Here is a 24,606-nt window from a genome sequence, read left to right as displayed (position 1 = left end):
TCAAACACTCATGGTATGGGGCCGGTAGCAGATAGACAGAGACCAGAAAAGCCAAAAAGGCACGGTTCGGAAATGCAACAAAGGCAGGTGAAGTCCATGTTATCGCGAACATTTTTTCTGGTAATCGCAAATTTTGCTTTTCTTTGCAGCAACATCGCCGAGGCTCAGTCGGAAACTTCCGAGCCGTCGCGCGAAACGCACTTTCTCCAGCTCGCCCTGGACTGTGTTGACCGCGAATACCCCAACAAGATCTCTCACGTGCTGCAGTCCGACTCAGATGCCCGCACCCCGCGCGACCTGCATCCGGCCTTTTATGGCTGTTATGACTGGCACTCGGCCGTGCACGGCCACTGGCTGATCGTGCGCCTCCTGCGCGGCGGCCTGGGCGAGGCGGCCGATGCCGCCGCGACCGCGGCGCTGGATGGCCATCTCAATCCCGAGGCGATGGCGGGTGAAGTGGCCTATTTCCAGGCCGAGGGACGGGCGTCCTATGAGCGCCCCTATGGGCTCGCCTGGCTGCTTCAATTGTCCGCCGAGCTGCGCGAGTGGGATGATCCCCGCGCCGCGCGCTGGGCCGCGGCGCTGGCTCCCCTGGAGGCTGTTGTCGCAGACCGCTACCGGACCTGGTTGCCCAATCTCGCCTACCCGATCCGGATCGGGACCCATAATCAGTCGGCCTTCGGATTTGCCCTGGCGCTGGATTGGGCCCGCACAGCCGGCGATACGGAGCTGGAGGCCCTGCTGGTGGAGACCAGTCTGCGCTTCCATGCCGGCGACCAGGCCTGTCCGATCGGCTATGAGCCCTCCGGTGAGGATTTCCTGTCGCCCTGCCTGATGGAAGCCGATCTGATGCGCCGGGTCATGGACCGGCAGGCCTATGCCGATTGGCTCTCGGCCTTCCTGCCGGATATTCCCACCGACGGATCGGCGGACTGGCTGGAGCCTGGCGTGGTGCTGGACGCATCCGATGGCAAGCTGGTGCATCTGGACGGCGTGAATCTGTCGCGGGCCTGGAATCTCGAAGCCATTGCCGACGCATTGCCGAGCGATGACCCGCGTCGTGCCAGCCTGCTGGCGACGGCTGCGCGTCATGCCGAGAGCGGCATCGCTTCGGTGACCGGCGATGACTATGCGGGCGGTCACTGGCTGGCCAGTTTTGCGACCTATCTCATTACCGGTCGCGCGCTCGACATTCCGGGATGACGGAAAATTCATGGCGGGCCCGCTGACAGGCCTGGCCAGACTGCGATCCGGCTCGGGCTTTGACGGAGGTATGATGTCGTGAAGGCGAACTCTTGTGTTGGCGCGCTGCAGGGCGTTTGGGTCCTCACCGGCCTGCTGGGAATGACCGGTGCTGCTGAGGCGCAGTCTCATCCGCGCGTATCGCCGGACGGCGGCCGCGTCGCGCATTTCCAGTTCGATCTGGAGGCGGAGACCGCAGATATTCTGGTGACCGATCTGGCGACAGGCGAGACGTCGCGCCAGCCCACCGGACAGGGCTGGTCGGTGAATCCGGCCTGGTCGCCTGACGGGGACCGGTTGGCCTTTATTGGCGGGCCGCGCGGGATGAGCGACACGTGGGATGTGTATGAGGTCCGGCTGGGCGATACTGTGGCTACAGCCCTCACCGACACACCCGAACGCGAAATGCACACCCAGATCAGCCCGGCAGGCGACCGGATTGCCTTTGTGCGGATGACGCAGGGGCCCCGTGTGTGGATTCTTGACCGGGGCGACCCCGTCGCGCGCCAGATCACCACAGGGCCGGATCGGGATTTCCATCCGAAATGGGCGCCGGACGGGCTGTCCCTGGTTTTCGACCGGACGGACGAAGCAGGGCGATCCCGGATCATTCAGCTGACGGTGGCGGATGGCAGCGAAACCGTGATGGCCGAGGCGCCGGAGACAGGGCGGATCGGGCTTCCCAATGTCGCCCCATCGGGCGAGGTCTATGCCATTGTGTCGACGGGCATGCAGTCCTCCCTGGTCCGGCTGGAGGCGCCTGGCGTCTCGGACACCCTCCTTCACTCCGGACCCGGCGAGCGGTTCGGGGCCTTCGATTTTCATCCGGACGGGCGGTCCGTCTTCCTGTCGGTGACCGGCGGTGATGATCAGACGCGACTATACCGGGTCGAGATTGAGACCGGCGCGCGGTCGCTGATTCACGAATAGGCTCAGCGACCGGCGGGTGCGGGCGCCGGGATGTGCTCGCTTTCTCCGTCGGGCAGGCGGAAACGCCCGGTGTCGGGGAAACCGGATTGCGCGGCCCTGGACCAGTCCTCGCGCGCGGTGGCAATGGTCTCCCGGTCCGGGCCGACGAAATTCCAGTCGATGACGCGGGCGCCCAGTGAGCGGCCGCCGCACAGCATGATCCGGCTGTCCTGCTCTGCCCGCAAACGCGGTGTTTCGCCGCTCGCCAGAACGGCCATTTCGCCGGGCTCGACCGGGTCATCGCCCAGCATGACGCGGCCTTCCACGACATAGACGGCGCGCTCGTCATGCTCGATGTCGAGCAGGATCTCGCTGCCAGCGGGCATTTCCCCATGCAGGTAGAAGATTGGCGAGAAGACCGCGACCGGGGCTTCCCGGTCCCAGGCTGTGCCGAGTATCAGGCGGAAGCGGGCGCCGCCCCGCTCGAAATCGGGCAGGCTGGCTGCGGGGTGATGGAAAAAGGCCGGCGCCATGTCCTGATGGTCCAGGGGCAGCGCCACCCAGGTCTGGATGCCGTACATCCTGTGGCCGGCGGCGCGCTCCGGATCCGGAGTGCGTTCCGAATGGACCACCCCGTGACCGGCCGTCATCCAGTTCACATCGCCCGGCCGGATGACCAGGTCTTCACCCAGGCTGTCGCGGTGCTGCAGGGCACCGTCGAACAGGTAGGTCACGGTCGCCAGTCCGATATGCGGGTGAGGGCGCACATCGATGCCGTCTCCGGGTGCGAATTCGGCCGGGCCCATCTGATCGAAGAAGATGAATGGGCCAACCATGCGCTGTTTCGCATAGGGCAGGACGCGTCGAACCTCGAAACCGCCGAGATCCCGTGTCCGACCAGAGAATTTGCGTGCGTGCGTATCGGGCATGACGTGGCCTCCGACTGATATTTGCATTGCGACCTCACACGGGCGTGGCTTGCGCGGCGCGCTGCGGTCTTCATAGTGTCGCCCGAATGTGTCGGGAGGACTTCATGAAATCAATTATCGCGCTTGGAATGACAGTCTTTCTGTCTGCGGAAACACTGGGCCAGGACGGGTTCGCCCTGACGCCCGAGCAGGCGGAAACCGCTCAGGCGCTGGTCGAGACGGCCCTCGACAGTGATCTGGGTTACGAGATCGTCGAATCGCTGACCACGCAGGTCGGACCGCGCCTGGCGGGCTCGGAAGCCGAAGCTCGCGGCCGGGACTGGGGTGTCGCGCTGGGTGAGGAACTCGGCTTTGACCGTGTCTCGGTCGAGGGTTTCACCATGCCCTTCTGGGAGCGTGGAGATCTCGAGATTGTCATGACGGCGCCCTATGAGCAGGCGCTCTACGGCTCCGCGCTCGGTGGATCCGGTCGTTCGCCGCGCCTCGGCGCCGTGAATGCCGAGATCGTTTATTTCCGCAATATCGATGCGCTGACGGCGATTGAGGATGGCGCACTGGACGGCAAGATCGCCTTCGTCGATGGCGAAGCCATGGTGCCAAGCCAGACCGGTGCCGGTTATGGCCCTGCCAATCAGCGACGCCGCATCGGCTGGCAGCATGCCGAGCGTGGCGGGGCGGATGCACTGGTCGTGCGGTCGGTTGGCTCTGACAGCCATCGTATGCCGCACACCGGCATGATGAGTTCGGATAACGGCGAATGGGCTGATATTCCCGTCATCGCGATTTCCAATCCGGATGCGGATCATCTGCGCCGCCTGCACAATTCCGGCGAGGCGATCGAAATGCGCATCCGGTCGACCGCCGGCTGGCGCGGTGAGGTCACCAGCGGCAATGTCGTGCTGGATCTGATCGGCCGCGAGAATCCGGAGGAAATCGTCCTGATCGGCGGGCATCTGGATAGCTGGGATGAAGGCACGGGTGCGGTTGATGACGGCGCCGGCGTGGCCATCACCACCGCGGCGGCCGCCCTGATCGCGCAATTGCCCGAGCGTCCGCGCCGGACCATTCGCGTTGTCATGTTCGGTGCCGAGGAAGTCGGTCTCCTGGGTGCGCGCGCCTATGCCGAACAGCATGCAGACGAGATCGCCAATCATGTCCTGGCCACCGAATCCGATTTCGGGGCCCGCACTATCTGGCAGCTGGTCTCGAACGTGTCCGAAGAGGGTACGCCGGCCGTGGATGCCATTGGCGATATTATCGCGCCGCTGGGCATTATCCGCGGTGGCTCAAACGTGCCTGGCGGCGGGCCCGACATTATTCCGCTGGCCATGCAAGGCGTGCCGACCGTGCGCCTGAATCAGAACGGGTCGGATTATTTCGACCTGCACCACACGCCGGATGACACGCTGGACAAGATTGATCCGGACGAGCTGGCCCAGAATGTCGCGGCCTATGCGGCGCTGGTCTATCTCGCGGCCGAATCGGATGTCGACTTCCGCGGCGAGTAACCCCGCGCCAGATCGGAAAACGTGACTGCGTCGAGCGGGCTACCCTGGGTGGCCCGCTCGTTTCGTTGTGCCCAGATTTGGCCCTGATTGATCCAGATTTCTTCGCAATCCGTCCCGCTTTGGTCGCAATGAAGAATTACGGCTTAACCATTCCAACGCTGGGGGGCGTCGGATTCGAGGGACAGAAATCAACCCGACCCATGATCCCGCACGGGGTCGGTCGATGGGGGATCCGATGGCTAAGACGACCGGCAACCAAAAGCGCAAACCTTGGTTTTCCTACATCCTGATCATTATCGCCCTTGGCAGTATGATCACCTTGTTCAATTCGGGCGCGCTCAATGCCGGTCGCGGCAGTTTCGGCCTTTTCGTCACCGACATGTTCGACACGCTGATCTCCGGGCGTGCGGACGCCGAGCCGGACCAGCCGGCCGCGGTCACGCTGGCGGATATCGGCGAGAGTGACGGCCTCTTCATCGCCGGCTACCCCTCCTAGGCCACCTTTAATCTGCCGACGGTTCGGAATACGCCTGTCAGCCAGGTCCGCCTGGTCCTGCAGGGGACGCAGGACCTGTCCGACAGCGCCATCGCCGCCATGCGGGTCGTGGTCAATGGTGAGCGCGTCCTGGAGCGGGTCCTGGTGCCCGGAACCCGCGAGTTTCGCTGGGTGGTCGCACTGCCCGAGAGCGCTCTGCACGGGCAGGAACTGAATGTGGGTATCCAGCTGCACGGCGATCTGCCTGATGCGCTCTGCCACAATGACCGCTCCATCGGCGCCGTCGTAACCCTGGATGCGCGCTCGGGCATCGAAATGGATCTGCGCAGCGCGGTGTCCTCCCTGCGTGATGCGGTCAGCTTGCTGCCGTCGGAAGTGACGATTGCCGTGCCGGCGACTGGAGATGCGGATTTCGTGCCGCTGGCCATGCGGCTGGGCGCGCGCATGACGCAGCGCGGCTATCAGGTCAAATTCATGGATCTGGAAGAGCTGGGTCGCTACCGGCTGGCGACGCGCGGCCTGATCCTGCTCGGCTCCGAAGCCCAGCTGGCGGCTGGTGGTTTCGAGCGTTTTGGCAATGACCAGCATGGCGGCGCGGCAACCCTGTGGCGGCAAGGCGATTTCGTCCATCTCGGCCTGACAGAAGCGGACCGCATGGATGTCGCTGATTTCATCACGTCGGACATGCTGCCACTGGCCCGCACGGCCTTTGTCTCGCCGTCGCAATTCGTCGAGTCTCATGATGAGGCCCTGATGACCCGTTTTGGCGATATCGGCGTGGACACCTCCATCCAGCGGATCGCCGAGGCGCGCAGCTGGGATATCGGCTATGGCCTGGCCGCCCTGCCGGACGGCCGTGTGCCGGACCGCCTGCGTCTGGCCATCCGGCTGCCGGAAGGACCCGGTGACTTCACCAATCTGGTCCATACCGAGCTCAATGGCGTGTTGATCGACAGCCGCCACATGGAAACGGGCCGGCTGAACATGTTCACGCTGAACCTGCCGCATGAAGTTCAGAATTTGCGCAATGATTTGCGGGTCTCGGTTCAGCGTCACCGCGAAGCGGGCGGCTGCACCATCACGGCGCGCCGCTATCCGGTGCAGCTCTTGCCGGAATCGGGCTTTCTCTATGATGAGGTGTCCGAGCCGCTGGCCGGCCTGGCCGGGCTGCCGCATCTCTTCCGCGACCGTGTCGCACTGCGCTTCCCGTCCGGTCTGGAGGGCAGGGAACGTCTGGACGCGCTGGAACTGGGTTCGGAAGTGGTCGCCAGCTTCGTGCCGCTGACCGCGGTGATTGATTTCGATTATGTCGATACCGCAGCCGGCCGGGCCAATGACGCGATCGAGCCCTTCATCGCGATCAATCACGCGCCATCCAATGTCATCCTGCCGATCGGCATCGAGGGTGACCGTCTGGCGATGCGCGATACGCGCCGGGTCAACAGCGCCGATATCCGGTCCGTCTCCAATGTCGGTATCCTGCAGGCCGTGACCGCATCGCTGGCGCGTCCGGGGCCGGGCCAGCCGGACCGGATTGTCGACATTCCGGGATTGGTGGCTCATGCGCTGGGCACGCCGCCCTCGCTGATGACCTCACCGATCGGCCAGGAGCAGGTCTCGGTTGTGCATGATGAAGGCGCGGTCCTGACCCTGGAATAGCCGGCGGCGGGCCTTGCCCGGCGCCCGGCACTGACCGGTCGTGCCGCTGTGTTCTAACTCACGATGACCGGCGGTTTTTCGACCCGCTCAATGTTCTCCCCTGCGGGAACCGCAAGTGGTTTGGGCGGGTCGAAGCGCCGCTCTTTCGCCGAACCCGGATAGACCAGGGTCAGCGTGGCGCCGAGCGTGTAGTAGGACCGCAGCAGGCGGAAAGCCATATAGGCCGGCATGTAGAGGATCAGGTCCGGGCGGCGCCAGAAGGCGACCACCGCACAGGCCATGATGAAGGGCATGCCGAACATGACAGCCAGGACCGTGGTCAGGTGCGGGTGGTCGTAGATTCCCCCGTACAGGAAGAAGAGCACGGCGCCATAGATCGCCAGCGGCGCCATCATGGCGCGTCGGGCCCCATTGATCAGGGTGAAGGGCAGAACCACTGCGCCGGTGATCAGATTGCCCTGGAACAGCATGGCGCGATTATGCGCCGAGACGTGATAAAGGCTGCGGAACCAGCGGGTGCGCTGCTCGCGCAGGAACTCCATGCTGTCGGGCACTTCGGTGCGGAATTTCACGCGCGGGTCCGAGACGGCGCGATAGCCCAGATTGGTCATGCGCAGGACGATGTCCGTGTCCTCGCCATTCATCTCCTCGACAATACCGCCAGCCTCCATCAACACGCCGCGGCGATAGATGCAGAACATGCCGGGAATGCCGAGAATGCCGTTGAAGGCGCCCAGCGCGACCTGGAAGAACCCATGCCGGTTGAGCACCTCGATCGTGCGGAACTTGTCCAGCAAGCCGGTTTTCTTGAGGGGCAGGGGCAGTCCACCCACCACGCCAACTGTGGCGCTGGCGAAATGGCGCATGGCGAGGCGCAGGGATTTCGGGTCGATCTGGGTATCGGCGTCGACCCGCACGACATAGTCTTCGCTGATCAGTTCAAGGCCGTGATTGAGGGCCTTGGCCTTGCCGGGAATTGTGCTTTCGATGACCTCGCCACGGGCGCAGCGGCATTTGGCAATGGCCTGCCGGGCAATCTCCGCCGTGTCATCGCTGGAGCAGTTCTCCATCAACAGGATACGCACCGGTCCATCATAATTGCCCGCGGCTTCATCAATGGCGTCGATGGTCTGGGCGATGAGGTGGGATTCATTGTGGGCCGGAATGAGGACCGCAACCGGTGGCTAATAGGCGCGCCGCCGTGACAGGGCATTGCGCACCGTTCCCACCGCAGCCAGCTGTACGGTGAAGAATTGCTGCGCCAGAAAGACGCCGGGACCCATACCGCCCAGCAGGGCGAGATTGCGCAATTGCTCGACTTCGGCGCCGTAGAGCGTGATCGCAACCACGGCCCCGATGGCGGCGACCAGGGCTGCAGCGCTCACCATCCAGTATTCGTAATAGCGTCCCCGGCGGCGTACAGGAGACCCGCACGGGCCAGGCAGGCGGGCCTGGTTGAGCACGGTATGCGGGAAGATCGCCAGTCCGGAGAGGCCGACGAGGATTTGTTGAACGTGCACCGGCCAGACCGCGTCGGCCTGCTGCCAGGACAGGAGCGCGGCGCCGTCGACGATCGCGGCAACACCCGCCAGCTTGATCAGGAAGCTGAAACCAAGTTTCAGGCGGGCCAGGACAGGGCCATGCGCATACGCCGCATAGACCACGAAGAAGATGACCAGGAAGATGCGGATGGGAAGCACCGCATTGAAGCGGTCTGCGGTGAAGAAGATCAGATCGGTCGGTACGCTGCCCGGCCATTGCGCATTGGCCCAGGCCGCGGTCGAGAGCGCCAATATGGTGAGGGCCAGAAAGCTGATCAGGAAGCCGTCCGTCACCGAACGGTCGCGCTTGACGCTGATCCCCTTGGGGGCGCTGTCGACTGAGCGGAAGAAGTCAGCGGGTCGGGCGGCCTTGCCCGTACCGGACCGGTCCTGGCGATCCTTGCCTGCCATCTGAACCCCTGTCTTACAACGACTTTGCCGGTATGACCGGCAGCTGAATGACTGCGCCCAATTTCGGCCCGGAAGCCACCCTAAGACTTGAAAATATCAATATTATGGCGTCGAGGCGATGGCGAAAGTCCCGCTGCGGCGATAAGCTTGAAGCAACTATACGGCATCTCGGGGGATCCGCCATGAAACCTTCCATCTCCACCTTGCTGGCGGGCGTCGCAGCCCTGTCCCTGATTCCCGGCGCGGTCAGCGCCCAGGACGCCCGGATTGAATTCCGTTCGGACAATGCCGTGCAACGGTCCGACCCCTTCATCGATCAGGACGTGCTGGAGCCTCAGGGCGCTTTTGATCTGGAGACGGGATTCGACAGCAATAACTGGCTGCGCATCGTCAAACCGGTCGGGGATGGCAGGGTCTGGCGGTTTGAGCAGCAGGCCCGCCTGCGTCTCTATGAGGACCGCGACGATCTCGACTCCATCCTCTTCACGCCGCGCGTCCAGTACTGGGCCCCGGTGGGCGAGCACTGGCAGATGCGCGCGATCGCCGAGGCCTCTGTTCTCAATCGCGATGGCGCTCGCCATTACACCCGTTTCCAGGCTGAGGGGCAGATGCGGTACCGGCCGGCTGACAATCGCGAAACCGTGCTGCGCCTGCGGGCCAACCAATATGATTTCGGCGACCAGGTCGTCACCGGCCTGGACCAGACCCAGTGGCGGGCCGGGATCGAGCAATATGGCTATGGAGAGAACAGGCGCTCCGGCTGGTATCTGGCCGGCTTCTTCACCTCATCGAGTGCCGATGCCGACCGGTTCAGTTTTTCTGAAACCACCCTGCGGGCCCGGTCCTGGCAACCCTTGGGGGAGGACACGCGCGGTGAAGTGCGGCTGGAAGCTTCCCAGCGCAGCTATGACGGTCCGTTCTCGGCGGTGCAGATGTATGAGCGCGAGGACACACGCTGGCGCGCGACCGGCCGCGTCGAGCACGGCCTGACGGACCAGGTCACGCTCTATGGCGAAGCCGGCTATGTCGACAATGATTCCAATATCGATCTGCGCAGTTATTCCGGTGCCGTCTTCCAGATCGGCATCCGCATCCAGAATCGCTGACCGGGAGCGCTAGCTGCCGACGATGCCGTAGGCACCGCCACGCTCGATAGCGGCCTTGTAGGCGGGGCGGGCGTGCATGCGGGCGACATAGGCGGTCAGATTCGCGTAGCGGCTATCCAGCCCGCCACGTGCCACGGCGGCCTCGAGCGGGAAGGTGAGCTGGACGTCCGCTCCGGTGAATTCAGATCCGGCGATCCAGTCGCGACCCTCGAGATAGGATTCGATGTAGCCGAACAGGGATGCCAGCTCCGGGTCAACAAAGCCGTCGCGGAGCCGGCTTGCGACCTGCTTGATGATCGGCTTGACGAAGAAGGGCGCCTTCGATTTCTCGATCTGGCCCGTCAGCAGCTTGATCAGGAGCGGCGTCATCAGCGAGCCCTCGGCGAAATGCATCCAGTACACATATTCGCGATGGGCTTCGGTGCCGGCAGTCGGTTTCAGGCCCGGCGCATAGGTGTCGACCATGTATTCGACGATGGCCCCTGACTCGGCGATCACCAGGTCGCCATCGGTGATCACGGGCGATTTTCCCAGGGGATGAATGTCGCGCAATTCCTTCGGCGCCCGCATCGTGGTGGCGTCACGCTCGTATTTGCGGATGTCATACTCCAGCCCGATCTCCTCCAGCAGCCAGAGAATGCGTTGGGACCGGGAATTGTTGAGATGATGGACGGTGATCATGGGGCTCTGCCTGTCTGACTGGATTTCGTCACCAAATAGGGGCCTTGGCCGGAAAGGCAAAGCCAAGGGCGACCAAAGTCAGTCGAGCTGGACGTCAATTACGTCCGGACGGGGCGATGACCAGCCCGGAACAGGCTGGCCGAGCTCAAGTCCGAGATGACCGAGAAGGCGTTCAAGCCCGGCCACAAGTTCGGCCTCTCCGTCGGCGAGGTCCAGCAAGGTGTAGCGGGAAAGAGCGAGCACATTGCCGACATGGGTGTGGCCGTGATCCGCGAGCCGGAAGGCGAATTCGAGCAGATGGCGTTGTCGCGCACACAGGCTCACCACGTCTCGGTCCAGAAGGGAGTCCCGGGGTGGCGGGGCGAGAGATCGCGGCGGTGTCGTGCCGGCTTCGTCATCCCGATCAGCGGCGAAGGACGCCATTGCAAACCCCATCAATTGCGTGTGTCGGTCAATTCAACACAACATATAGTGGGGCCGGTCGCCGGGCGCACAAATGCATATTCTATGCAGGGCGGGCTTTGCCTGTGGAAAACCGGACTGGCGCAGACGTCGGTCGCGACTCAGATGTCGGACCAGCTCACGGTCATGCCGAGTCGGCGGAAAACATCGGTCCAGTAATCCTGAAGCGCGCCACGCTGCTCCGCCTCCCAGCTGTCGCGGGGGATGAGCTGGATCTCCAGATAAACTCCGCGCAGGCTGTCGCCATAAGTGTCGCGGATGGCTGTTGCGACGTCGTCGGCCGGCGGGATGCGGTCTTCAAGGGCACCCCGTCGGCGGCCATAGACCGAAAAAATATCCGAGTTCTGCAGCATGTCGGAGACCAGCACGATGCGGCGACCGGGAATGGTCGCATCGAAGTTCGGGTCCTGGGCAAGCCGGGCAAGTGCCTCGATGATCGGGCTGGACGGGGCGTCCTTGGGCAGAACGAGATCGGCGAGGGCACGGTCCAGAGGTTCCGCGAACAGCGCCTCATAGCGGGCCTGGACGCGTTCCGGGTTGCGATAGAGCGGATTGACCTGTTCGCCCGCGCCGGGATTGCAGAGGGAGAAGCTGTTCGTGTTGCGCAGCTGCCCGCTCTCATTGAGTTCGTAGAGGGAGAGACGCTCGCCGACAGCGAGCGTGTCGCGCTGCGCCAGGATGAGACCTTCGATCCCCTCGGCCTGTTCAGCCGAGTAGAGGTCGGTCTTGTCGATGACCACCGCCCGATGGGGCGGGAAGGAATCGGCCAGGCACAAGGTCTGGCTGTCATATTCCTCAGGCGTCAGCGTGAGGTAGAGATAAGTGATGCCTCCGAGAACCGCAGCTATGATTGCCAGGTTCAACAGGCCTATGGCGTCGCGTCCGGACATTGCCCCCTCCGTCGCTCCCCGTGAGCGCGCGGGCCAGCCCGGCCCGCGCGGCGCACCTTAGCGGCGCTCGCTCGGACCGGCCAAGTCCTGACAGATCTCATCGAGCAGATTTTTTGCCTCGACCAGTTCTTCCAGTTCCGGCTGGGAGAGCTTGCGGGCATCTTTCCAGCCCGCCTCCAATGCCTTTTCCAGGTCGCGCGAAGCCGCTTCCAGGCGACGGGTAACACCGCCATAGCCCGGGATGGCATCGTCGAAAGTGCGGCCCTTGAAGACTGCGATGGCGGCGAAGGTCGTGCCCAGAATGAAGAGCAGCAGGGCTTCCAGCGTCTGCAGACCGAACGGATTGCTCCGCGCTTCGACGACCGGGGTCAGCACGGTCCCGGTCATCTCTGCGCCGCCGAGTGCCAGCGTGGCCGCGTTCAGCTCGAGCAGGTCGCGGAAATGGGCCGCGGTCAGATTGAGCAGAATGAGAAAGGCGATTCCGACTGCCACGCCCGCGGCTGCCAGACCGGAAATGATCGGGCGGTTGCGGTTGGACATGTGACGAAGACCAATGAAACCGACCAGGAAGAAGGCGGCGATGACATTGGTGAAAGAGACGGTGATCGCCTGCAGCCAGCCACCGAGCAGACCGAGGTCCGAGCCCGTGGAGAAGAAGTAGGCATTGGCCAGGCCTTCAAACAGGACAAGGGTCGCCAGCACCGAGAAGTGCAGGATGTGCGAGCTGGGATAGATGGCAGCCCGGTCGATCGGCTTGACAGCCGGCTTGTCTGTACCGGCCGTATCCTCGACCGCACCACCCCAGGTGCGACGGAATTTCAGCAAGTCTTCACGGCGGGCGCGAGCGATGGCTCGGGCGCGACCCAGCTGGATAAGCGCAGCGGGTGACCGCGTTTCGCGGAACTCGGCGAGATCCGGACGCAATTCCAGATCGGCTTCGATAACATTTTGATCTAAGGGCATGGCCTCCCCCTATTTCGACCAAGCCGGATTGGCTCTGACACCATGGTTAATTTGCAATTGTGAAGCGAAATGGCTCGGATTGCGGCAATTTTGAGGGGAAACGCGTCTCATTTGGCGGGCAGGCTATTGAAGTCCGGTCATCCGCGCCGCACCTTCTCCGGCAAATCAGCGTGAAGGGGGAGTTCATGTCCGGTATCAAGACATCGCGCAGAGACGTGTTGAAAGGCGGCGCAATTGCTGCCGTGACTGCCGGTGCAGCAGGCCCCGCCCTGGCGCGGCAGGAGACCGCCTCTGCCGCGCAGGCGAGTGCGCCCGGCGTCACGACCGAGACGCTGCACTGTGCCGAATCGCTGTTCGACGTCAGTTACACCGATGCCGAACGGGAAATGGTTGTCGCTGAAATCGATGGCTGGATCGACCGCATGACCCGCCAGCGGGCGCACGCCAAACCCAACACATTGTCACCCGCGACGGTCTTCGACCCGCGCCTGCGGTCGCGCAGCTATCGCGATCAGGGCAATGCGCTTGTCCCGTCCGGCGTTGATGCCGGCCCCCTGCCGTCTGATCCGGCGCAGATCGCCTTTGCGCCGGTCTGGAAGCTGGGACAATGGCTGCGCAGCGGAGCCATCACGTCCCGCCGCCTGACCGATCTCTATCTCCAGCGGATCGAGGCGCATGGCGCGACGCTGGAATGCTTCGTGACGGTGACCCCCGAGCTTGCCCGCGCGCAGGCCGACGCGGCCGATCGCGAGCTGGCGGCCGGCCAGGACCGTGGGCCGCTGCACGGCATTCCCTATGGCATGAAGGATATTGTCGACGTCGCCGATGTCCGAGCGACCTGGGGCGCCACGCCCTATCAGGACCGGGTCGCCGAGATTGATGCGACGGCGACCGTCAAATTGCGCGAGGCGGGGGCTGTCCTGCTGGGCAAGACCACCAATGGCGCCATCGCCTATGGGGATCGCTGGTTTGGCGGCATCACGCGGAACCCCTGGAATACCGAGGAAGGCTCCTCCGGCTCCAGCGCCGGCTCGGCTTCGGCGACGGCAGCCGGCCTGGTTGCCTTCGGGATCGGTACCGAGACGCTGGGCTCGATTGTGTCGCCCTCCAATCGCTGTGGCACAACCGGTTTGCGACCGAGTTTTGGACGCGTCTCGCGTCATGGAGCGATGGCCCTGTGCTGGTCGCTCGACAAGATCGGTCCGATTTGCCGCTCCGTCGAGGATACCGGCGCGGTCCTTGCCGCGCTGAACGGGTATGACGGGGCGGATGCCGGTTCGCTCGCGGTGGGGCTGGAAATCGATGCCGGACGATCCGTCGCCGGTATGCGTGTTGGCTATAATCCAGCCTGGTTCGAGGCCGGCACGGACGCTGACCGGGCCGCACTTCAGGCCGCGCGCGACGCCGGGGTGGAGCTGGTCGAGATCGAATTGCCTGCCTTGCCCTATGACGGATTATTCGCCGTCGTGGAGGCTGAATCGGCGGCGGCCTTCGAGCATCTCACCCTGTCCGGCGAGGATGACAGCCTGGTCTGGCAGGACCCGGCGGCCTGGCCGAATACCTGGCGCCGGGCCCGTTTCATCTCGGCGGTGGACCTGATCAATGTCGATCGTTTCCGCCGCGAAGTGATGGAAATGATGGACGGGGTGATGGAGGGGCTGGACGCGCTGATCGGCCCCAACTTCGCCAATGCGCTTCTCGTCATCACCAATTATACCGGCCATCCGCAACTGGCTTTCAAGTCAGGCTATAACCAGGTGCCGACGCGCTCGATTTTCGGCGATCCGGCTGGTGAGAACGCGACACCGCACCGTGTGCCCCAGACGACCAGCCTCTGGGCGCCGCTGTTCGAGGAGGGCAATCTGGTCGCGCTGGGGCGCGAGCTGGAACGCCGCCTTGCTGTTGCCGATGATCATCCGCCCGCCTTCCTCTAGGAGTTCGCCATGAAATTCTACGATTACAACGCCGCGCCGAGCCCGCGCCGGGCCCGCATCCTGATGGCTGAAAAGGGTGTTGCCGTTGAGACGGAGCAGGTTGATCTCGGTACGAGGGCGCAGTTCGAGGAGCCCTACCGAACCATCAATCCGCGTTGCACCGTACCGGCGCTGGCGCTCGATGACGGCACGGTCCTGTGTGACAACGCCTCGATTGCCCGCTATTTCGAGGAAATCTATCCCGACCCGCCCATGCTTGGCCGCACGCCCGTTGAAAAGGCGCTGGTCGCGGAGTGGACTGCGCGGGTTGAGGGTGAGGGCCTGATGGGTGTTGCCGAAGCGCTGCGCAACCGCTCCGAATTCTTCAAGGATTCCTCGGTGACGGGCCCCAATCGCTACGCCCAGGTGCCAGAACTGGTCGAACGGGGGCGGGCGCGAGCGTCTGCCTGTCTCCAGGACCTGGACGCGCGACTTGGCGAGGCCGCCTATCTGGCTGGTGACGCCTTCTCGGCCGCCGACATCGCCGCCTATGTTTTCGTCGACTTCACCGCCTGGATCAAACTGCCCATGCCTGAAGGCCTCGAGAATCTCGCGCGCTGGCGCGAAGCGGTTGGCGCTCGCCCCAGCATCCAGGCCTGATCTGCCTCAGGCGGATCAGGATTGCCGCGTCGGATAGACGGTCTCGCCTTTCAGGCGCAGCTCGAACAAGTCCGGCCGGGAGTAATGCCCGGCCGGGTCACACGCCGATTTCGCCTTGCGGATCTCGTCGAGACTGGCGGTCGCATAAAGGATGGTTTCGCCGTCGGCGGGGCCGGCGATGATCTCGCCGCGCGGATCAATGATCACGCTCTGTCCGGTATGCTCGATGGTGCTGAGCGGCTTGAAGCGGTCGGGCACGTGGGTGTGCAGCCGCAGGCCGGCGGGTGCGATCACATAGGCGCCGGACTGACTTGCGAACGCGCGGGACAAGAGAACCTGGCGTGACCAGACGGGGTCGTTCGGCGCGGTTTCCGGTTCGCGTCCCGGCCAGGCGGCCACATGGAATTGCGTGCCCTGGCTGATCAGCGTGAAGCCGGGCAGGACAATATTGTGCTCCCAGCAATTCAGCCCTGACAGGCGGCCAAAGGGTCGGGCATGAACCACCAGCCCTTCCGCATCCCCGTCCGCCCATACTGATCGCTCATGATGGGTGGGTTTGAGCTTCCGGTGTCGCCCAAGCAGGTCGCCCTCGCGGGAAATGAAGACAAGGCTGGCATAGACCGAGCCCTCGGTCGCCGGATCCAGCTCGGCAATCCCGATCACGACATCGGTGCCGGCCTGGCGTGCCGCACGGCACAGAGCGGCGATTTCCGGGCCGTCCAGTCTTACCGCCTGTTCGACATAGAGCGCCGCGGCCTCCCACCAGAGATCGCTCAACGGGGCCTCGATGAAAAAGGGATAGCCGGGCAGCCAGGTCTCGCCGAAAGCAGCGAGGTCCGCACCGCCCCGGCCAGCCTCGGCAATCAACGCACAGGCTTTCTCGGTCGAGGCCTTGCGGTCAAAGAAGACGGGCGCGGCCTGGATGGCCGCGAGCTTGACCTGTTTCACTGCGCCGCTCCGTTTTCCCGGGCGCCAGGATCGTATTCCTCGAACCAGCGCAGGATCTCTGCGACCTTGGTCAGAAGACGGCTGGGCCGCGAGTTCGAGATGCCATGGAAGCTCTCCGGAATGATGACCAGGCGCGTCGGCACACCGTTCAGGTGGAGCGCGGAATAATACTGCTCGGTCTCGGCCCGTGGTGTGCGCAGGTCGGCGCCGCCGACCATCATCAGCGTCGGTGTCGAGACATGGCCGACCAGGGACAGCGGAGACCGGCGCCAATACTCGTCAGGGTCTTCCCAGGGGGCGCTGGCGAACCAGTAGCGGTAGAAGAATTGCGGCAGGTCGGAATAGAGCACGAAGCTCGACCAGTTGATCACCGGCTTGACCGAAGCGGCGGCTGCAAAGCGATCCGTATTGCCGATGATCCAGGCGGTGAGAAGCCCGCCGCCCGAACCGCCGGTGACGAAGAGGCGGTCGGGATCGATGAAGCCGCGCTCCAGCATGTGATCGACCGCCCCCATCAGGTCGTCATAATCCTCCCCCGGATAGGCGTGATGGATGAGGTTGGCGAAATCATAGCCATAGCTCGTTGAGCCGCGCGGATTGGTATAGACGACGACATAACCCGCCGCGGCCATGAGCTGGAGCTCAGCGGAGAAGGTCGGCCCGTAGGCGGTGAAGGGGCCGCCATGGATTTCCAGGATCATCGGCCAGGTCCGGCCGGGGTCGAAATCGGGCGGGTAGAGGACCCAGCCATAGATGTCTCGACCATCGGCGGGCGAGGCCCAGCTGATCGCCTCGGCCGGGGAGAGGTCGATATCGGACAGGACGTCACTGTTGAGATCGGTCAGCCGCGCCGTCTCGCCACCGGCGTGCACAATCGCCAGCTCGGCCGGCTGTTGCGGCGAGCCCGGCGTAAAGGCGATGTCGCCGGCATCGGAGACGCTGTAGGACCCACCGGTATAGGGGCGTCCGAATGTGGCGCCGATCAGTCCGTCCGCGACAATGCTCAGCTCGCCGTCGAGATTGACCCGTCCGACCCGCGTCGTGCCGCGATCATCGAACTGGACATAGAGGCTGGCGCTGTCGGCGGCCCATTGCGGACTACCCACAGACCGGTCGAGTAATGCGGTCAGCGAGCGGGTCTCGCCGGTCTCGGTCGAGCGCAGATACAGCTCGGTATTGTGATAGCCCATGCGGCGGTCATCAAAGCCGAGATAGGCAATCCAGCGCCCATCCGGGGACGGACGCGGGGAGGCATCAGGGCCGCGACGATCGGTCAGCTGGGTCACACTGCCCGTCGCTATGTCGAGTCGATGCAGTTCATTGTCCGGCGGCAATTGACCCAATTGTTCGCGACGATCAGCCGAAAAAAGAAGTGACTGGCCATCCGCGCTGAAGGCAAAATCGCCGGATCCGCCGCGTGCGTCCTGGCTCAGCGGTTTGACGTCGCCGGTCTCCAGCTCGACCAGGTAGAAATACTGCGTGCCCGGCGGTATGGCGCCGGCGCCGTCGAGGCGGAAAACGAGCCGGTTCTCGACCTCGGCAGAGGGCGCGCGGTCGGCACCTTCCGGGATGGCAGGCAGGGCGGCTGCCGCCAGTCCCGGCTGTGCCCGGAAGACCGAATAGGCGAGATGACGGCCGTCCGGCGACCAAGCCAGACCGCCAGGCGCGCCGGGCAGGTCGGTGACATGGCGGTCATCCCCGTTTGGCGCGCGTGTGTGCAGGCTGACGCCCTGCTCGTCGGCGCGGGTATAGGCGAGGTATTGGCTGTCGGGAGACCATCGCGGCATGCCGGTCGGAATGCGGGCCTCGGTGAGGGGCTGGTGGCCGCTGCCATCCGGCTCGATGAGCCAGATCGACGAACGGGTTTGGTCGAGGGCTGCATCGTTTGTGCGCCGCACATAAGCGATGGTGGAACCGTCCGGCGATATCTGCGGTCCCGATACGGCTTCGAGCTGGAAGACGCTTTCTGCTCGCAGGGGTGTGTCAGATTGGCCGCATGCTGCGCCAGCAAAGGCGATCCCCGCAAGAAGTCCAGTTATCGGTTTGTACACAAACACTCTCCATCCGTCCCCGTTGCGCGAAAGACTGCGCGCTCGTCCCTCATGTCACACTCGCCGGGCAAAGCTGTGGCCCGACGGCAACAAAGCGTCAAAAAGCGCGCCAATTCGAGCCTTGGGTGCGGTTTTTCGTGTGGGCGACGCAGCAAATGTGCTTCACCCAATCCTGCAATTGGATCAAGTTGCACGCTTATGATGGGACAAAGCCCCATCTGCCGCATCAAAAAAAAGATTGGCGCCATGATCGCCATCCCAACGGGAGGAAGTTAGAGAATGTCATCCACCAAACGCACACTTTTGTTCGCGGCTGCTTCGGCAATCGCGATTTCTGGCGCCTCGGCTTTTGCCCAGGAAGCCCGCTCGGTCGACATCATCACCGTGACTGCCCAGAAGCGCGAACAGGGCATCCAGGATGTCCCGGTCGCCGTGACCGCCTATAACGCGGAACTGCTTCAGAATGCGGGTGTTCGCGACCTGAAAGACCTGGCCGTTATCGCGCCGGGCATCAATGTGACTTCGACCTCGAACGAATTCGTCACCACGGCCCGCATCCGCGGGATCGGTACGGTTGGTGACAATCCGGGTCTCGAATCATCTGTCGGCATCGTCATTGACGGTGTGCCGCGCGCCCGCAATGGCGTCGGCTTCAATGATCTCGGTGAGCTGGAGCGCATCGAAGTCCTGCGCGGCCCGCAAGGTACGCTGTTCGGGGCCAACACCTCGGCCGGCATCATCAACGTCGTGACCAAGCGTCCTGAGTATGAGTTCAGCTCCCACGCCGAGCTGGATTATGTTGCCGGCGCAGAAGAAGGTTACGGCATCGCAGGTGGCTTCACCGGTGGCATCGACGATAACCTGGCGATGCGCGTCTTTGGCGCCTATCGCGAGCGCGATGGCTTCCAGCAGGTTGAAACCTTTGGCGGCCCGCGGACGGAAACGCGCGATGGCGATCAGGACTATTATACCCTGCGCACGCAATTCCTCGTCGACTTTGCCGATAACGTGAATCTGCTGCTTTCGGCTGATTACACCAAGCGCGAAGAGTTCTGCTGTGGTGCGCCGAGCCTGGTCTCCGGCCCGACCGCGTTCGCGATCAATGGCCTGGTGCCGGGTGCGCGTCCGCTTCCGGGAGCGGATGATCCGTTCAGCCGCGTCATCCAGTCCAACCGGGACACCGGCCAGAACATCATCGATCACGGTTTCAGCGGTGAGCTGAACTGGGAATTCGACAATTTCGACATGACCGCAATCGTGTCGGATCGCAGCTATTCCCTGCGTTCCGGTCAGGACACTGACTTCACGGGTGCCGATATCGTCTTCCGTGACGCGTCCAACAACACGTTCGATTTCGACAATACGACCTTCGAGCTGCGCTTCTCCGGTGAAGGTGAAAGCGTCGACTGGATGGTCGGCATGTACTATTCGGACGAAGATCTCGAGCGCGGCGATGCGATCCAGATGGGTTCCGTCTTTGAACCCTATCTCGGCCTGCTTGGTGGCAGCCCGACCCTGGTCACCGATCTGGCCAATGGTCTCGGTTTCACCTTCATCCCGGGCTTCGGCGGGATCGCACCGGGTTCCGGCACGCCGCTTGGTGGCGGCAACCCGCTGGGCGATACCTTCACCCAGCAGGGCGAGAGCCTCAGCTTCTTCACGCACAACACCTGGCATGTGCTGGAAAACACCGACATCACCTTCGGTCTGCGTCACACCAGCACTGACAAGACGGCGACGTTCGACTTTGCGGACAGCTCGGTGCCGGCCTGTGACGTCTGGGAAGCCGTGTTCGGCGATGCCCTGGACTTCTCGACCCCGCTCAGCCAGGCAATCCTGGGCGGCTTCTCGACCGGTTCCGGCGTCGCTGTGGCCGACCTGGTGACCTTCGGTACCTTCACCTGTCTGCCGTTCGCGCGTGATGTCTACTCGCAGATCGACAACACGCAGTCGCTTGAGGAAAACGAGATTTCCGGCCTGCTCTCTGTCTCGCACCGCATCAATGACGACCTGCTCGTCTATGGTACGTTCTCGCGCGGCTACAAGGCTGGCGGCTTCAACCTGGACCGCTTCACGCAGGCCGGTTCCTCGGCGGTTGATTTCCAGTCTGTCCTGGCTGACCCGACGAGCTATCCGGCCCGTTTCGATCCGGAAATCGTCGACAGCGTCGAGATCGGTTTCAAGACCGAGTGGCTCAATGACACCGTACTGGCCAACCTCTACCTGTTCAGCTCTGACTTCGAGACCTACCAGCTGAACACCTTCAACGGCATCGGCTTCTTCGTGACCTCGATCGACGGTGCGTCGACCCAGGGTGCGGAAGCTGAAATCCTGTGGCTGCCGGAAAGCATGCCGGGCCTCACCCTTCAGGGCGGTGTGACCTATGCCGACGCGCGCTACGACAATTTCGCGCCGACCGGTACGGCTGATGTTGATCGTCTGTCCGGCCAGAACTTCTCGCTGGCTCCGGAATGGTATGCCTCTGGCTCGGTCTCCTATACGGGTCAGCTGGACAGCGGCATGAACTGGCTCGCTCACCTCGACGCGCGTTGGTTGTCCGAGCAGAACACCGGTTCCGATCTCGATCCGGAGAAGCAACAGGACGCCTATGCGGTCTTCAATGGTCGCGTGGGTCTCAGCGCCGATGACGACGCTTGGTCGCTCGAGCTGAGGGGCCGCAACCTGCTGGACGAAGAGTATGTCCAGGTCGGGTTTGACGGACCGTTCCAGCCGGGCTCGTTCAACGCCTTCCTCGGTGCCCCGCGCACCTATGGTTTGACCCTGCGCGTGCGCAACTAGGCACATCGCAACCAGATGCTTGAGGGGCCGGAGCGCAAGCTCCGGCCCTTTTTGTATCGTCAGGCGCTGCTTGCCCTATGGAGGTGCCTGACCTTTAATGTTATTTCCCGAGTGGACGTTGGCCTTCAATCTGCCGTTTTCCGGTGATGACTGGCCATTCTCTATGGATGAATCATGGTCGACCTCGCGATGACACCCCGCATTCAAAAGACGCTGCTGATGGCGGCCGGAATCGTCCTGTTCACGGCCGTGATCCTGTTTTCCTTCGGGCCGTTCTCCGTTGGCGCCATCGAATCGCGCCTCGCTGCAGGCGCGCGCGAAGCGCTGACGCTGCGCGGGCATGACTGGGCCAGCGTCCGGATGGATGGTCAGCGGGCGATTCTTACCGGCGCAGCGCCGGACGACGAGGCGCGGGCCGATGCGCTCGCCACAGTCCTGGCTTCCACCTGGAGTGGCGGTGTGGTCGCTGGCGGCGTGACCCGGGTCGTCGATGAGACACTCGAGGCTCGCCTGCAGTCAGGCTTCATCTTTCGGGCTGATGTCGCGATGAATGGCCGGGTCCTGGTTCGAGGTGATGCGACCGATGCCGGCGCGCGCGACGCGATTGCCAGCTATGCGGCGGCCAATTTTCCACAAGGCGCGGATACGGATTTGACGCTGGTACCGGGTGGTTCCGCATCACCGGACTGGGAGGAGGCGGCAAAGCGTCTGCTCGGCCAGTTGGCGAGGCTCGATCGCGGTGCCGCGGTGCTGCGTGGTGAGCAGGGTGCCCTTGTCGGTGACGCACCCAATCCGCAGGTCGCGCAATCGGTCAGCCAGGCACTTGGCACCATGCCGGAGCCGTTCCGGGCTGCCAGCGTTGTGACACCATCCGGCGCGCCTGCCGTTGTCCGTGTCGAGGATGTGGCGGCCTGTTCGGCGGTCATCCTGGCGGCTCAGGGGACTGAAACCCTGCGCTTCGAGCGGGCCGGGTCTGCGCCCAGCCCCTTTACTTCGGTGGCGTTGCGCCGGGTCGGGCGCATGTTTGCCGCCTGTCCGGATGGAGCCGCCATGACGGTGTCCATTCGCCGTGAGTCCGATGACGCCGAGCTTGATAGTGACCGGATCGCTGAAGTGGCCAGTCTGGTCGACGGTCGCGTCACCGAGGATACACGTATTTCAGTTGTGCTGGTGGACAGCCAGAACAGCGCCATATCATTTGCAATCGCGACGCTTGAGGGCTGAGGCATGTTTTACCTTATCTGGGAAATGGGCATTTTGCTGTTACTGGCAGTCGGATTCGGCGTTTTCGTCGGATACCAGCTCTGGTCCGGTGACGCGCGCAGCGCCGAGGCCGATGCGGCCATCGCCGAGAATGCCCGCCTGCGTCAGGAAAACGAGAATCTGGCCCGTCGCCTGGGCGATGCCGAGAGCGCAGCCACCAGCGTCGCGATCGCGTCCGACCTCACGCCGGCTCGGGCCGAGCACCCTGAAATCGCAATGCCGGACCCGGTGCCAACGCCGGAAATGCCGGCTGACAAGCCGGTCGCAGCGGCAAAGGCGACTGCGAAGTCAAAAGCCAAGCCGGCCGCCAAGCCAGAGTCCAAGTCAGCATCCAAGTCAGCGTCCAAGCCAGCATCCAAGCCGGCCGCGACGGTGTCGGCATCCGATGATTTGGGCGCCATCAAGGGCTTGGGACCGAAGGCGGCTGCCGCACTGAAAGCGGGTGATGTGACATCGGTCAGCCAGATCGCGGCGTGGACGGACGCAGACATCGACCGCTGGGATGACGCCATCAATGGTCGTGGGCGTATCCGTCGTGATGACTGGGTCGGGCAGGCGAAGGCACTGGCCGGCTGATCCGTCTTGGACCGGGACCGCTTCAACCAGTTCTGCAGCGAGTTGGTCGCGACGTCACATGTCGTGCAATGGGGCGGGGCGGATGTCTGGAAAGTCGGCGGCAAGGTCTTCGCCGTCGCTGGATGGTCTGATAGTGACCATGCGGGCATTTCCTTCAAGGTGACGCCACTTTCCTTTGAGATTCTCAAGGAACAGGACGGGCTTCGTCCGGCGCCCTATCTCGCATCACGGGGCATGACCTGGATCCAGTCCTTCGAGCCGGGCGTTCTGACGGATGATGATCTACAGGCCTATCTCGAGCGCTCGCACGCCATCATCGCATCGGGATTGTCGAAGAAAAAACAGCGTGAACTCGGTCTGTTGCCAGAGACCTGATCCGGGCTAGCCACCGACCGCATTGGCGAGAATCTCGCGGGCATCATAGACGCGAACATCCTGCGGCCGCGGCCCGGAGCGGACGAGGATTTCCAGCGAGACGGATTTCTCTCCGGCCGAGGCGTCGAAATTCAGTCCGACCCCGATGCGGCGGGACGAGTATCCGCGAGAGCCCGTGGAAATCCCGACCCCGGTCGACACGCCGACCGGATTGCGATCATTGCCCTCGACATTGCGGCTGCTGACCAGGAACCATTCGCCGCCCTGTTCGAGCGTGACTTCCGCCGCTCGGCGAAGGGCCATCAGCTCTACTTCGTCAAACGCCATGTCCGAACCGGCCTCGAACCGGATCCGGAACCGGTCCTGCTCAATACGGGTCTGCGACCAGCCGCGATCACTGCCATTGGCGGGGCCGTAAATGGTCGGTGCGGAGACGCAGGCGGCCAGGCTGGCCGCAAGGACGAGCGGAATGACGAGGTGACGCATGGCGGGCTCCTTGGACAGGGTTCGGGAAGAACCCTGCCACAGCCCGCCTGACGCGTCGATGAATGCTCATTCCGCCGCTTCCGGCTCCATCCCCATACGCTCCAGGAGTACCAGGGCGCTGTCGGCGATAACGGTGCCGGGCGGGAAGACCGCGGCGGCACCCATCTGGCGCAGGACGGGTTCGTCGTCCGGCGGGATCACGCCGCCGACAATGACCAGAATGTCCTCGCGGCCCTGATCGGACAGCGCATTGCGCAATTCCGGCACCAGGGTCAGGTGGCCAGCGGCCAGCGAGGAGGCCGCAGCGGCGTGCACCTTCTCCGAGACCGCGAGCGCGGCGGCTTCTTCCGGTGTCTGGAAGAGCGGGCCGACGACAACCTCCCAGCCAAGGTCTGCATAGGCGGAGGCGACGACTTTCTGGCCACGGTCATGGCCGTCCTGACCCAGCTTGGCGATCAGGATTTTCGGCTTTTCGCCGAACCGCGCTTCAAAGGCTTCGGCCAGAGAGCGGGCTTTCTTCACCCGATCATCATCACCAGCGACCTCACCATAGACCCCTTTGACGGTCTTGATCTTGGCCACATGGCGGTTGAAGGCGGTTTCCATCGCGTCAGAGATTTCGCCCACCGTGGCCTTGGCCCGTGCCGCATCGACCGAAAGGGCCAGCAGATTGCCGTTGCCGGTGCGGGCTGCCTCGGTCAAGGCATCCAGCGCGGCCTTGAGAGCCTCGGGATCACG

At 63.7% G+C, this 24,606-nt stretch carries 22 protein-coding genes and 1 pseudogene; 12 read left to right on the top strand and 11 right to left on the bottom strand.

Features of this window, described 5'->3' with window-relative positions; genetic code table 11:
* Window positions 1-72: 72 nt before the first annotated feature.
* Together QZ266_RS04395 and QZ266_RS04390 are read left to right on the top strand one after the other, a co-directional pair.
* A complete protein-coding gene (locus QZ266_RS04395) occupies window positions 73-1,203 on the top strand; it encodes a DUF2891 domain-containing protein (RefSeq protein WP_367178202.1) in 1,131 nt (376 codons plus the stop codon).
* Between the two features lie 78 nt (window positions 1,204-1,281).
* Window positions 1,282-2,172: a hypothetical protein gene (locus QZ266_RS04390; protein ID WP_295691962.1), complete on the top strand. Its 891-nt coding sequence runs from the start codon at window positions 1,282-1,284 to the stop codon at window positions 2,170-2,172.
* A 2-nt stretch (window positions 2,173-2,174) separates the two neighbouring features.
* Here the strand turns inward: QZ266_RS04390 and QZ266_RS04385 are convergent, their stop codons facing one another.
* On the bottom strand, window positions 2,175-3,080 hold the full coding sequence (locus tag QZ266_RS04385; protein WP_295691961.1) for a pirin family protein: 906 nt from the start codon (window positions 3,078-3,080) through the stop codon (window positions 2,175-2,177).
* Between the two features lie 128 nt (window positions 3,081-3,208).
* Between QZ266_RS04385 and QZ266_RS04380 the strand changes: the two genes are divergently transcribed.
* The 3 genes from QZ266_RS04380 (at window position 3,209) to QZ266_RS04370 (ending at window position 6,743) form a co-directional block, all read left to right on the top strand.
* On the top strand, window positions 3,209-4,588 hold the full coding sequence (locus QZ266_RS04380; protein WP_367178203.1) for a M20/M25/M40 family metallo-hydrolase: 1,380 nt from the start codon (window positions 3,209-3,211) through the stop codon (window positions 4,586-4,588).
* A gap of 235 nt (window positions 4,589-4,823) precedes the next feature.
* Window positions 4,824-5,084, top strand: coding sequence for a hypothetical protein (locus tag QZ266_RS04375; RefSeq protein ID WP_295691958.1), 261 nt, complete (start codon window positions 4,824-4,826; stop codon window positions 5,082-5,084).
* Window positions 5,085-5,183: 99 nt separating this feature from the next.
* Complete coding sequence (locus tag QZ266_RS04370) at window positions 5,184-6,743, top strand: hypothetical protein (RefSeq protein ID WP_295691956.1); 1,560 nt, start codon at window positions 5,184-5,186, stop codon at window positions 6,741-6,743.
* Window positions 6,744-6,796: 53 nt separating this feature from the next.
* Here QZ266_RS04370 and QZ266_RS04365 read toward each other — a convergent pair.
* Window positions 6,797-7,915 (bottom strand): annotated as a pseudogene (locus QZ266_RS04365) (glycosyltransferase family 2 protein); the annotation flags it as partial.
* A 12-nt stretch (window positions 7,916-7,927) separates the two neighbouring features.
* Entirely contained in the window at window positions 7,928-8,695 is a 768-nt protein-coding gene (locus QZ266_RS04360; protein ID WP_295691954.1) for a hypothetical protein, read from the bottom strand.
* 182 nt (window positions 8,696-8,877) lie between these two features.
* Between QZ266_RS04360 and QZ266_RS04355 the strand changes: the two genes are divergently transcribed.
* A complete protein-coding gene (locus QZ266_RS04355) occupies window positions 8,878-9,801 on the top strand; it encodes a hypothetical protein (RefSeq protein ID WP_295691953.1) in 924 nt (307 codons plus the stop codon).
* Window positions 9,802-9,810: 9 nt separating this feature from the next.
* Here the strand turns inward: QZ266_RS04355 and QZ266_RS04350 are convergent, their stop codons facing one another.
* From QZ266_RS04350 to QZ266_RS04335, 4 genes are all read right to left on the bottom strand, one after another.
* Window positions 9,811-10,482 (bottom strand): glutathione S-transferase, encoded by a 672-nt coding sequence (locus QZ266_RS04350; protein WP_295691951.1) that lies wholly within the window; start codon window positions 10,480-10,482, stop codon window positions 9,811-9,813.
* 78 nt (window positions 10,483-10,560) lie between these two features.
* Window positions 10,561-10,905, bottom strand: coding sequence for a hypothetical protein (locus QZ266_RS04345; protein WP_295691949.1), 345 nt, complete (start codon window positions 10,903-10,905; stop codon window positions 10,561-10,563).
* Window positions 10,906-11,045: 140 nt separating this feature from the next.
* Window positions 11,046-11,834 (bottom strand): hypothetical protein, encoded by a 789-nt coding sequence (locus tag QZ266_RS04340; protein ID WP_295691948.1) that lies wholly within the window; start codon window positions 11,832-11,834, stop codon window positions 11,046-11,048.
* Window positions 11,835-11,891: 57 nt separating this feature from the next.
* Window positions 11,892-12,797 (bottom strand): hypothetical protein, encoded by a 906-nt coding sequence (locus QZ266_RS04335; RefSeq protein ID WP_295691947.1) that lies wholly within the window; start codon window positions 12,795-12,797, stop codon window positions 11,892-11,894.
* Between the two features lie 185 nt (window positions 12,798-12,982).
* Here QZ266_RS04335 and QZ266_RS04330 point away from each other — a divergent pair, with 185 nt between their 5' ends.
* On the top strand, window positions 12,983-14,731 hold the full coding sequence (locus tag QZ266_RS04330; RefSeq protein ID WP_295691946.1) for an amidase: 1,749 nt from the start codon (window positions 12,983-12,985) through the stop codon (window positions 14,729-14,731).
* A gap of 9 nt (window positions 14,732-14,740) precedes the next feature.
* The gene (locus QZ266_RS04325; RefSeq protein WP_295691945.1) at window positions 14,741-15,370 is read left to right on the top strand and encodes a glutathione S-transferase family protein; all 630 of its coding nucleotides are present in this window, start codon (window positions 14,741-14,743) and stop codon (window positions 15,368-15,370) included.
* A gap of 15 nt (window positions 15,371-15,385) precedes the next feature.
* Here the strand turns inward: QZ266_RS04325 and QZ266_RS04320 are convergent, their stop codons facing one another.
* Window positions 15,386-16,318, bottom strand: a complete 933-nt coding sequence (locus QZ266_RS04320; protein ID WP_295691943.1) for a carbon-nitrogen hydrolase family protein — start codon at window positions 16,316-16,318, stop codon at window positions 15,386-15,388.
* Window positions 16,315-18,369 carry a S9 family peptidase gene (locus QZ266_RS04315; protein ID WP_295691942.1) on the bottom strand — a complete coding sequence of 685 codons (2,055 nt, stop codon included), beginning with the start codon at window positions 18,367-18,369 and terminating at the stop codon, window positions 16,315-16,317. Before QZ266_RS04315 ends, QZ266_RS04320 begins: the two co-directional genes overlap by 4 nt.
* A gap of 279 nt (window positions 18,370-18,648) precedes the next feature.
* Here QZ266_RS04315 and QZ266_RS04310 point away from each other — a divergent pair, with 279 nt between their 5' ends.
* The 4 genes from QZ266_RS04310 to QZ266_RS04295 all read left to right on the top strand — a co-directional run bounded on the left by QZ266_RS04310 (window position 18,649) and on the right by QZ266_RS04295 (window position 23,382).
* The gene (locus QZ266_RS04310; protein WP_295691940.1) at window positions 18,649-21,168 is read left to right on the top strand and encodes a TonB-dependent receptor; all 2,520 of its coding nucleotides are present in this window, start codon (window positions 18,649-18,651) and stop codon (window positions 21,166-21,168) included.
* A gap of 174 nt (window positions 21,169-21,342) precedes the next feature.
* A complete protein-coding gene (locus QZ266_RS04305; protein WP_295691938.1) occupies window positions 21,343-22,392 on the top strand; it encodes a hypothetical protein in 1,050 nt (349 codons plus the stop codon).
* Between the two features lie 3 nt (window positions 22,393-22,395).
* The gene (locus QZ266_RS04300; RefSeq protein ID WP_295691936.1) at window positions 22,396-23,007 is read left to right on the top strand and encodes a hypothetical protein; all 612 of its coding nucleotides are present in this window, start codon (window positions 22,396-22,398) and stop codon (window positions 23,005-23,007) included.
* A gap of 6 nt (window positions 23,008-23,013) precedes the next feature.
* Window positions 23,014-23,382, top strand: coding sequence for an MmcQ/YjbR family DNA-binding protein (locus QZ266_RS04295; RefSeq protein WP_295691934.1), 369 nt, complete (start codon window positions 23,014-23,016; stop codon window positions 23,380-23,382).
* A gap of 6 nt (window positions 23,383-23,388) precedes the next feature.
* On the opposite strand, the gene QZ266_RS04290 is transcribed toward QZ266_RS04295, so the two are convergent.
* Window positions 23,389-23,868, bottom strand: a complete 480-nt coding sequence (locus tag QZ266_RS04290) for a hypothetical protein (RefSeq protein WP_295691933.1) — start codon at window positions 23,866-23,868, stop codon at window positions 23,389-23,391.
* 66 nt (window positions 23,869-23,934) lie between these two features.
* Window positions 23,935-24,606 (bottom strand): methylmalonyl-CoA mutase family protein (locus QZ266_RS04285; RefSeq protein ID WP_295691931.1); only part of this gene is annotated, 672 nt, incomplete at its 5' end.

Source organism: uncultured Maricaulis sp. (genome assembly GCF_905480005.1).
Classification (GTDB): Bacteria; Pseudomonadota; Alphaproteobacteria; order Caulobacterales; family Maricaulaceae; genus Maricaulis.
Note: the sequence above shows the minus strand (reverse complement) of the source record. Positions and strands in the feature narration are given on the sequence as shown.